Source organism: Pseudonocardia sp. Ae331_Ps2 (assembly GCF_001932405.1).
GTDB lineage: Bacteria > Actinomycetota > Actinomycetes > Mycobacteriales > Pseudonocardiaceae > Pseudonocardia.
Map to the genome: position 1 here is coordinate 2,477,015 of NZ_MCIM01000001.1, position 9,216 is coordinate 2,486,230.

At 73.1% G+C, this 9,216-nt stretch carries 8 protein-coding genes, 1 tRNA gene, 1 other RNA gene and 2 pseudogenes; 9 read left to right on the forward strand and 3 right to left on the reverse strand.

Going from position 1 to position 9,216, the window contains the following annotated elements; genetic code table 11:
* Window positions 1–335 (reverse strand): annotated as a pseudogene (locus Ae331Ps2_RS32540) (IS5/IS1182 family transposase); the annotation flags it as partial.
* 130 nt (window positions 336–465) lie between these two features.
* On the opposite strand from Ae331Ps2_RS32540, the pseudogene Ae331Ps2_RS11875 reads away from it, so the two are divergent.
* The 4 genes and pseudogenes from Ae331Ps2_RS11875 to Ae331Ps2_RS11890 form a co-directional block, all read left to right on the forward strand.
* A pseudogene (locus tag Ae331Ps2_RS11875) lies at window positions 466–957 on the forward strand (hypothetical protein); the annotation flags it as partial.
* The gene (locus Ae331Ps2_RS11880) at window positions 954–2,633 is read left to right on the forward strand and encodes a replication initiator (protein WP_075308884.1); all 1,680 of its coding nucleotides are present in this window, start codon (window positions 954–956) and stop codon (window positions 2,631–2,633) included. The pseudogene Ae331Ps2_RS11875 and the gene Ae331Ps2_RS11880, both read left to right, overlap by 4 nt.
* Entirely contained in the window at window positions 2,630–2,824 is a 195-nt protein-coding gene (locus Ae331Ps2_RS11885; RefSeq protein ID WP_075308882.1) for an excisionase family DNA-binding protein, read from the forward strand. The genes Ae331Ps2_RS11880 and Ae331Ps2_RS11885 overlap by 4 nt, the downstream gene beginning before the upstream one ends.
* Window positions 2,821–4,047 carry a site-specific integrase gene (locus tag Ae331Ps2_RS11890; RefSeq protein ID WP_075308880.1) on the forward strand — a complete coding sequence of 409 codons (1,227 nt, stop codon included), beginning with the start codon at window positions 2,821–2,823 and terminating at the stop codon, window positions 4,045–4,047. Before Ae331Ps2_RS11885 ends, Ae331Ps2_RS11890 begins: the two co-directional genes overlap by 4 nt.
* A 74-nt stretch (window positions 4,048–4,121) precedes the next feature.
* Here the strand turns inward: Ae331Ps2_RS11890 and Ae331Ps2_RS11895 are convergent.
* Window positions 4,122–4,209, reverse strand: a tRNA-Ser gene (locus Ae331Ps2_RS11895).
* A gap of 80 nt (window positions 4,210–4,289) precedes the next feature.
* Here Ae331Ps2_RS11895 and ffs point away from each other — a divergent pair.
* An RNA gene (gene ffs / locus Ae331Ps2_RS11900) (signal recognition particle sRNA small type) lies at window positions 4,290–4,384 on the forward strand.
* Window positions 4,385–4,435: 51 nt separating this feature from the next.
* A complete protein-coding gene (locus Ae331Ps2_RS11905; RefSeq protein ID WP_198932248.1) occupies window positions 4,436–6,982 on the forward strand; it encodes a DNA polymerase III subunit gamma and tau in 2,547 nt (848 codons plus the stop codon).
* A gap of 22 nt (window positions 6,983–7,004) precedes the next feature.
* Here the strand turns inward: Ae331Ps2_RS11905 and Ae331Ps2_RS11910 are convergent, their stop codons facing one another.
* The gene (locus Ae331Ps2_RS11910; protein ID WP_233147706.1) at window positions 7,005–7,829 is read right to left on the reverse strand and encodes an N-acetylmuramoyl-L-alanine amidase; all 825 of its coding nucleotides are present in this window, start codon (window positions 7,827–7,829) and stop codon (window positions 7,005–7,007) included.
* Window positions 7,830–7,955: 126 nt separating this feature from the next.
* On the opposite strand from Ae331Ps2_RS11910, the gene Ae331Ps2_RS11915 reads away from it, so the two are divergent.
* From Ae331Ps2_RS11915 to Ae331Ps2_RS34235, 3 genes are all read left to right on the forward strand, one after another.
* Window positions 7,956–8,270 (forward strand): YbaB/EbfC family nucleoid-associated protein, encoded by a 315-nt coding sequence (locus Ae331Ps2_RS11915; RefSeq protein ID WP_020624775.1) that lies wholly within the window; start codon window positions 7,956–7,958, stop codon window positions 8,268–8,270.
* Window position 8,271: 1 nt separating this feature from the next.
* Entirely contained in the window at window positions 8,272–8,889 is a 618-nt protein-coding gene (gene recR, locus Ae331Ps2_RS11920) for a recombination mediator RecR (RefSeq protein ID WP_020624774.1), read from the forward strand.
* A gap of 142 nt (window positions 8,890–9,031) precedes the next feature.
* The coding region (locus Ae331Ps2_RS34235) for a pentapeptide repeat-containing protein (protein ID WP_371336423.1) at window positions 9,032–9,216 on the forward strand (185 nt) is incomplete at its 3' end.

Sequence of the window (9,216 nt, forward strand, 5' to 3'; positions counted from 1 at the left end):
ATCAGGGTGCCGTCGAGATTCACGTGGGTGTGCCCGGCTGTGCGGGCGGCGAGCAGGGCTCCGTGCAGGCCGGGTGCGGCCGCGGCGAGGACGTCGATGCCTTCGTGCAGGTAACGGTAGGCCGTTGCAGTGCTGATCGCGTTGTCACCGGCCAAACATCGGACCCGGGTAGCATCACAGAACCAGCGGATCACCAGCACTGCCTGGGCGAACGGGGTCAACGCCCGCCGCCGGGTGCCACGTCGACGGCGTTGAAGGACCAGGAGCCGCGCCAGATAGGCCACGGTGCGCTCCCCGATCGGGAGGACAGCGGTGTAGGTGACAGGATCAGACATGCAGGACCTCGGTGACGGTGTCGATCTGTGCTGGACCGAACCGATCTACCGGGGTCCTGCCCCGTTCCCGCTCATCTCACCACCCTCGGCGTGTCGCCACGACCTGCCACCCCGCTACTGAGAACACCTCATTGTAGAGTTCGACGAGATCGGTGCGCTGCTGCGTTACGGCGGGGACCGCAAGACCCGCGAGGCGATCACCGACCGCGTCGCCCTGTTGACGACCCAAGGCCGCGCTCTGGGGTTCACGGTGCGCGGGTATGTGCAGGAACCGACGAAGGACACCGTCCCGGTGCGGGAGTTGTTCCCCCGCCGGATCTGCCTGCGCGTGGCGTCGAAGTCCCACGTGTCGATGGTGCTGGGGGACCAGGCCTACGACCGTGGTGCGTGGGCGAACCGGATCGGTGAAGACGAACCCGGCGTGGGTTATCTGTTCGGCGACGGCATCCGTGAACCCCTTCGTGTCCGGGCCGGGTGGGTGTCCGACGGCGCGGTGAAAGACCTCGAAACGTTCGTCACCCGCACCGCCCCGCCCGCAGATATGGCGGCACCGGCGCTCACCCTGCCCGCCCCCACCGACACCCTGCCCGAGGCCCACCGCAAGATCGGAGACGCCGCATGACCCCCACCGACACGGCGAGCCGGGAGCCGGTCGATCAGGACACGCTCAGCCGGGCACAGAAGGCGATGCTCGCGCTGTCCGACGATGTCGCGGTCCAGCTCGCCGCAGACCACGGGGTGTGTGTCCGCCCTCTGGCGAGGCGGCGGATCGACCAGTCCAGCGGCCGGGTCGAGGTCGTCCCGGTGCCGTGTGGCTCGACCCGGGAAGACCAGTGTGGACCGTGCGCGGACAAAGCCCGACGGCTACGCATGGTCCAGTGCCGCGAAGGCTGGCACCTCGACAACGAACCCATCGTGAAACCGGCCGACCCGACCGACACGCAGAAAGAGTTGATGGCCGCCCGCGCGGACTTCCACGCCGCCTACACCGACTGTCTCGGCGCAGGTGCCGAAGCCGAGTGCGCTGAGATCCGCGAGATCGTCGAGGACATCGACACCGAACTCCGCGCTCTCGGTGTCCGGGGCCGCCTGGCCCCGCTCGACCCGACACCCCAGACCGTGCGCCGCTCCACCCGCCGCCGCCAGGACGCACCCAACCTCCCGCGCCGCCCGGTGGAGGACCGCACCGTGGGCCGGGTGTTCGGCGGGAAGTACCGGCCCTCCACGTTCCTCACCCTCACCCTCGACACCTACGGCCGCGTCGACGGCCACGGCGCCGCCCTCGACCCCGACACCTACGACTACCGCCGGGCGGCGCGGGATGCGATCCACTTCCCGAAACTGCTCGACCGGTTCTGGCAGAACACGCGGCGCTGTGTGGGTTGGGACGTGCAGTACTTCGGCACCGTCGAACCCCAGAAACGCGGAGCACCCCACTTCCACGCCGCCATCCGCGGCACCATCCCCCGCGCCGAACTCCGAGCGATCACCGCTGCGACCTATCACCAGGTGTGGTGGCCCGCCCACGACGAACTCGTCTACAGCGGGGACCGGCTCCCCCGCTGGGACCACCACCACAAGGCGTTCGTCGACCCGGACACCCGCGAGCCGCTGCCCACCTGGGACGAGGCGACCGACCCCGACGCCCTCGCGGCTCCGGCGCACACGGTGGTGTTCGGGCCGCAGGTCCACGTCAAGGGCATCCTCGGCGGCACCGAAGAGGCCGGGCGCCACATCGGCTACCTGACCAAGTACCTCACCAAGTCCGTCGGGCAGGCCGCCGGCCTCGACGACACCGCCACGTCACGGCAGCGCGAGCACGCCCGCCGCCTCGCCGCCGAACTCGCGATCACGCCGTGCTCGCCGCGCTGCCCGATCTGGCTGCTCTACGGCATCGAACCCAAGGGCGCCCGACCCGGAACGACACCCGGGCATTGCACGGGCAAAGCGCACAAGCCCGAACACCTCGGCATCGCCGGACGCCGCGTCCTCGTCTCCCGAAAATGGTCCAACAAGTCCCTGTCCGACCACCGCGCGGAACGGACGGCGTTCGTTCGGCAACTGCTCGACCGGGCCGGGGTGCAGCCCGCCTACGCCGTTGACGACGGCCCGTTCACCTGGGAGGCCACCAAGCCCGGGGACTCGGACGTGCCACCCCGCACCGTGCTGCTGCTCCATGCGATCAACCAACGCTCCCGATGGCGCGCCGACTACGACGCCGCCGTCCTGGCCACCACCGACGCACCACCCGACGCACCACCCGACGACCGTTCGGTAACCGAGGGAGCAGCGGCATGACGAAGATCAGCGAGGCTCGGATCGTGCTGACCGTCGAGGAGGCCGCCGAACTGCTGGGCATCGGCCGGACGCTCATGTACGCCTTGGTCGCTGCCGGGGAGGTCGAGTCGGTCCGGATCGGGCGGCTCCGGCGCATCCCGCGCGACGCCCTGGTCGTCTATGTCGAGGGACTGCGGGGGCGTGTCGCGTGACGGAGAAGAAGCGCACCCGACAGCCGAACGGCACGTCGAGCGTCTACGAGGGCAAGGACGGCTACTGGCACGGTCGGGTCACCGTCGGGGTTCGTGACGACGGCAAGTCAGACCGCCGTCACGTCATGCGGAAGTCCAAGGCGGACGCCATCCGCGCGGTCCGCAAGCTCGAACGCGACCGCGATTCGGCAACCGTCCAGGCGCTTGGCCGGGTCGGCACGGTGGGGGAGTGGTTGGAGCACTGGGTGGAGAACATCGCCGCCGCCGTGGTCCGGGAGAACACGCTCGCCGGGTACCGGGTCGCGATCCGCACGCACCTGATCCCTGGGATCGGCGCCCACCGGCTCGACCGGCTGCAGCCCGAGCACCTGGAGAAGCTCTACGCGCGGATGATCCGCAACGGCAGCTCGCCCGGTACCGCCCACCAGGCGCACCGCACCCTCCGGACCGCACTTGGTGAGGCCGAACGACGCGGACGGATCACCAGGAACCCGGCCGCGCTCGCGAAGGCGCCCCGGGTCAGCGAGTCGGAGGTGGAGCCGTACTCGGTCGACGAGGTCCGACGGCTGCTTACCACCGCCGCCGAGGGGCGGAACCACGCCCGTTGGGCCATCGCCCTCGCGCTCGGGCTCCGTCAGGGGGAGGTCCTGGGGCTGCGCTGGACCGACGTCGATCTGGACACCGGGACGCTCCTCGTCCGCCGGGGGCGACTACGTCCTCGCTACCGGCACGGCTGCGGCGGCTCGTGCGGCAAGAAGGCCGGCTACTGCCCGAACCGGGTCGCGGACCGGCCGGAGACCGACGAGACGAAGTCGCGCGCCGGACGCCGAGCCATCGGCCTCCCCGACGAGCTGGTCGCGCTCCTGAAGTCCCACCGCGAGGAGCAGGACTGTGAGCGAGACACGGCTGCGCAGCTCTGGCGGGACTCCGGCTACGTCTTCACCGATGAGCGCGGTGAACCGCTCAACCCGAACACCGACTACCACCACTGGAAGAAGCTCCTGTGCGACGCCGGGGTCCGTGACGGACGACTGCACGACGCCCGCCACACCGCCGCGACGGTGCTGCTGATCCTCGGCGTCCCGGAGCGCGCGGTCATGGGACTGATGGGCTGGTCGACGACCGCGATGGCGGCCCGCTACCAGCACGTCACCGGGGTCGTGCGCACCGACGTCGCCCAGCGTGTGGGTGGTCTGATCTGGGGCCGACCGGATGACAAGTGAGACTGGAAATGAGACTGAACGCCGAACGCCGGGGGCTCCGCGTGGGAGCCGCCCGGCGTTCTGCCTGTTCAGGCTGGCGGAGGATACGGGATTTGAACCCGTGAGGGATTGCTCCCAACACGCTTTCCAAGCGTGCGCCCTAGGCCACTAGGCGAATCCTCCGCGAAGAAGGTTACGCGACGCCCTCGGCGATCCGACGCGGCCCCCTCGTCGCCCGACGGCGCCGTCCGTGGCACACTGTCCGCGGACCCCGTGCGGCGTCCATCCTGTGAACTCCCCCAGGGCCGGAAGGCAGCAAGGGTCAACAGGCTCTGGCGGGTGCGCGGGGTCCCCTTCTGTCTCCGAGCGGGTCCCCGAAGTGTCGGACCCCCTGGGTAGCCTTCCCCTCGTGGCTCTGGCTCTGTACCGCAAGTACCGCCCGGCCAAGCTGGCCGACGTCGTGGGGCAGGAGCACGTCACCGAGCCCCTGGCCACCGCCCTCACCGCGGGGCGGATCAACCACGCGTACCTGTTCTCGGGGCCGCGGGGCTGTGGCAAGACGTCCTCGGCCCGCATCCTGGCGCGGTCGCTGAACTGCGAGCAGGGGCCGACCCCGGACCCGTGCGGCGTCTGCAACTCGTGCATCGCGCTCGCCCCCGAGGGATCGGGCAGCATCGACGTCGTCGAGCTCGACGCGGCGTCCCACGGTGGTGTGGAGGACGCGCGCGAGCTGCGTGACCGGGCGTTCTACGCGCCGGCCGAGTCGCGCTACCGCGTGTTCGTCGTCGACGAGGCGCACATGGTCACCACCCAGGGCTTCAACGCGTTGCTCAAGATCGTCGAAGAGCCCCCGGAGCACCTGGTCTTCGTGTTCGCGACGACGGAGCCGGAGAAGGTGCTCCCGACGATCCGGTCGCGGACCCACCACTACCCGTTCCGGCTGATCCCGCCCGGGACGATGCGCTCGCTGCTGGAGAAGATCTGCGGCGAGGAGCAGGTGACCGTCGCGCCGCCGGTGTTCCCGCTGGTCATCCGGGCCGGGGGTGGTTCGGCCCGGGACACGCTGTCGGTGCTGGACCAGCTGCTCGCCGGCGCCGGGCCGCAGGGCGTCACCTACGAGCGCGCGGTCGCGTTGCTCGGGGTGACCGACTCCGGCCTGATCGACGACACCGTCGACGCGCTCGCCGCGGCCGACGGCGCCGCCGTCTACGGCGCGGTCGACCGGCTCGTCGAGGCCGGGCACGACCCGCGGCGTTTCGCCTCGGACCTGCTGCAGCGCTTCCGTGACCTGATGCTCGTGCAGGCCGTGCCGGACGCCGCGGAGCAGGGCCTGGTCGACGGCGCCGAGGACGAGCTGGCCCGGATGGCGGACCAGGCCGCCCGGCTCGGTCCGGCGACCCTGACCCGCTACGGCGAGATCCTGCACCAGGGCCTGATCGAGATGCGCGGGGCCACCGCGCCGCGGCTGCTGCTGGAACTGCTGGTCGCCCGGATGCTGCTCCCCGCGGCCACGACCTCCGACGGCGGCCTGCTCGAACGCCTGGAGCGCATCGAGCGGCGCAACGCGATCGCCCCCGACCCCGCCGGCCCGTCCGACGACGGCGCCGCCAAGCGGTTCGTGCGGCCCAGCGAGCGCCCGCCGGCGCCCACCTCCGACGGCGCCGCCCCGGGTGCGGGCGGCGGCGCGCCGGCGCGTTCCGCGGAACGCGACGCCGGGGCCCCGGCCGCCGTGCCCGCCCCGGCGCCGGCGCGACCGGACGAGCCGGCACCGCGGCCCGCGGTGACCAGGGCTGCGGACGTGCCGCGTTCCGCGGAACGCGACGACGAGGACGGCTCCGCGGCCACGCCGGCCGCCGGTCCGGCCGCACCGGCACGCTCCGGAGACCGGGCCGAGGCCGACCCGCGTTCCGCGGAACGCGCTCCGGCCTCCGTCCCCGATGCCCCTGTGCCTGATGTCCCTGTGCCTGATGTCCCTGTGCCCGACGACTCCGTCCCCGACGCGTCCGTCCCCGCCGTGTCGGCGCCTGCCGAGTCCGACCCTGTCGCCCCCGGGGCGGGCGACGGCCCGGTCCCGGCGGACGGCCCCGCAGCGGACGCTCCCGCCACCGGTACCGGGCACACGGACGGCGAGCCCGCCCGGCAGGCCGACGGCCCCGGTGACGGCGCCCGGCGGGCGGACGATCCCGGCCCGGGCGGCGCTGGTGCCGAAGACATCGAGGAACCGGCAGCGCAGGCGGCTCCGTCCCGGAGCCCCGCTCCGCCCCGCGACGGCGCGCCCCCCGACGCCGTGCCGCCGGAGTCGGCGCAGCCGGTGTCGTCGGCGTCGTCGCTGGACGCGACCGCGGTCCGCCGGGTCTGGCCGGAGATCCTCGCCGCCGTCCGTCAGCGCAGCCGCAGCACGGAGGCACTGCTGGTCAACGCCACCGTCCGGGCGGTCGACGGCGACACCCTGGTCCTCGCGATCGGCGCTCCGCCGCTGGCCCGGCGACTGTCCGAGGCACGCAACACCGACGTGATCGCCGACGCCCTGCGCGCCGTCCTCGGGGTCCAGTGGCGGGTCCACTGCGACACCGGGGAGGCCGCGACCGCGCGTCGCGCCGCCGCACCGGACCGCGCCCAGCGGGCGGTACCGCAACGTCCCTCGCAGCGTGACGCACCGCAGCGTGAGCAGGGCGGGCGCCCCGCTCGCCGACCTGCGGGGGACTCCGACGTCCCGCTGCCGCCGGAACCGCCGCCGGAGGATGCACCGCCGGACCCTCGTGATGCCGGACCGCAGGGGGGCGACGGTCCGGGCGCACGACCGGCCCCGGTGCGGAACCAGGCCGCCGAGGAGGAGGACATGCTCGCCGAGGCCGCGGCCGAGGCGGCGTCGCCGGGCGCCCGTCGCGACCCCGAGGCCGCCGCGCTGGAGATCCTCACCTCGCACCTGGGAGCACGCAAACTCGACCCACGCTGACCCCGGCCCGGACGGAGCGCGGTCAGCGGCGCAGCTGTGCCAGCACCGCCTCGGCCACCGCCGCCGCGATCCGGTCCCGCCCGGCCGGGTCGGTCAGCACGGCGGCGTCGCCGGCGTTGCGCATGTTGCCCGCCTCCACCAGCGCCGTCGGGACTGTCGAGGAGTTCAGGCCGGCCAGGTCCGGGCGGCCGTCGAGCCCGTCGCGGCCGATGTAGCCGGCCGGGGCGAACCCGGCCGAGCGCAGCGCGTCCCGCAGCCCGGTGGCCAGGCGCAGCGACGCCGGTCCCGTCCCGTGCACGGCGGGCTCGGCGTAGGCGACGTGGAACCCGTGGGCCGAGGCCGCCGCGCCGTCCGCGTGCAGCGACACGGCCAGCGCCGCGCCGGCCCGGCCGCCCGCCGCCCCACGGGCGTCGACACACGGGCCGACGCCGACGTCGTCGGAACGGGTGAGGACCACCCGCACACCGGCGGCCTCCAGCCGGGACCGCACGCGCCCGGCCAGGTCCCAGGTGAAGGCGTGCTCGGCGTAGCCGGCGTTCGTGGAGGTGCCGGTCGTGTTGCACGGTTTGGTCCCGCCGCGCCCGTCGGGGACCGGCCGGTTCACCGCGGCCTTGTTCGCGGCGTTGCCGCCGTTGTGACCGGGGTCGAGCAGCACGACCGGGCGGGGGACCGGTGCCGGCGTGGTGGGCGGCGGTGCCGGCGTGGTCGGCAGCGAACGGGTCGTCGCGGCCGGTCGCGGGGCCGCGTCGACGGGAGGCGGGACCGGCGCCGGCGCACCGCAGCCGGCGCACACCAATGCGACGACGAGCGGGAGGACGGCCGTGGCGGAACGGATCAGGGCGCGCACGGTCGGTCAGCCTGACACGTCTACCCTGGAGAACGACACGTCCGCGCCGGTTGCGCCGGGGAAGCCCCCGATCGCGCGAGCCGGACCCGACAGCGAGGGGTACGCGTGCAACCCGGTCAGCCCGACATGCAGATGATCCTGCAGCAGGCCCAGAAGATGCAGCAGCAGCTCCAGCAGGCGCAGGCCGAGCTCGCGACCGCCGAGGTCACCGGCCAGGCCGGGAACGGGCTCGTCGAGGTCACCGTCACCGCGGGTCTGGAGCCGCGCTCGGTGCGGATCGATCCGAAGGTCGTCGACCCCGACGACGTCGAGACCCTGCAGGACCTCGTCGCCGGCGCGCTCGCCGACGCGGTCCGCCGTGCGCAGGAGCTGCAGCAGGAGAAGATGGGCCCGCTCGCCGGAGGCCTCGACATGGGCGGCCTGGGCCTCCCGGGCGCCTGAGGTGTTCGAAGGACCGGTCCAGGACCTGATCGACGAGCTGGGACGCCTGCCCGGGGTCGGTCCGAAGAGCGCCCAGCGCATCGCGTTCCACCTGCTCGCCGCGGACCCGGCCGACATCAACCGGCTCCAGGAGGTCCTGCAGACGGTCAAGCAGGGCGTCGCGTTCTGCGACGTGTGCGGCAACGTCGCGTCGGACACCCGCTGCCGCTACTGCTCCGACGCACGGCGCGACCCGACGCTGGTGTGCGTGGTCGAGGAGCCCAAGGACGTCCTGGCCGTCGAGCGGACCCGGGAGTTCAAGGGCCGCTACCACGTGCTCGGCGGTGCGCTCGACCCGCTGGCCGGGATCGGCCCGGACAGTCTGCGGATCCGTGAGCTGCTCGCCCGCCTCGGCGGCACCGGTCCGGCGACCGACGAGACCGAGATCTCCGAGGTCATCATCGCGACCGACCCCAACACCGAGGGTGAGGCCACCGCGACCTACCTGGTGCGGCTGCTGCGCGACTTCCCCGGTCTGAGCGTCACGCGACTCGCGTCCGGCCTGCCGATGGGTGGCGACCTGGAGTTCGCCGACGAGATGACGCTCGGCCGCGCGCTCGCCGGCCGACGGGCCCTGTAGGCCCGGACACGGAACGGCCGGTCCGTACCGGGCGCGACGCCCCGGTCGTGACCGGCCACCCGGCGCAGCAACCCCCCGCCGCTGCGCCTCCTTCCTGGTGAGATCCCGACTGCGGAGCCCCAGTGGGGCTGATGCTCCTTCGGTGAGCCTCAGCGGGGCTGATGCTCCTTCGGTGAGCCTCAGCGGGGCTGATGCTCCTTCGGTGAGCCTCAGCGGGGCTGATGCTCCTTCGGTGAGCCTCAGCGGGGCTGATGCTCCTTCGGTGAGCCTCAGCGGGGCTGATGCTCCTTCGGTGAGCCTCAGCGGGGCTGATGCTCCTTCGGTGAG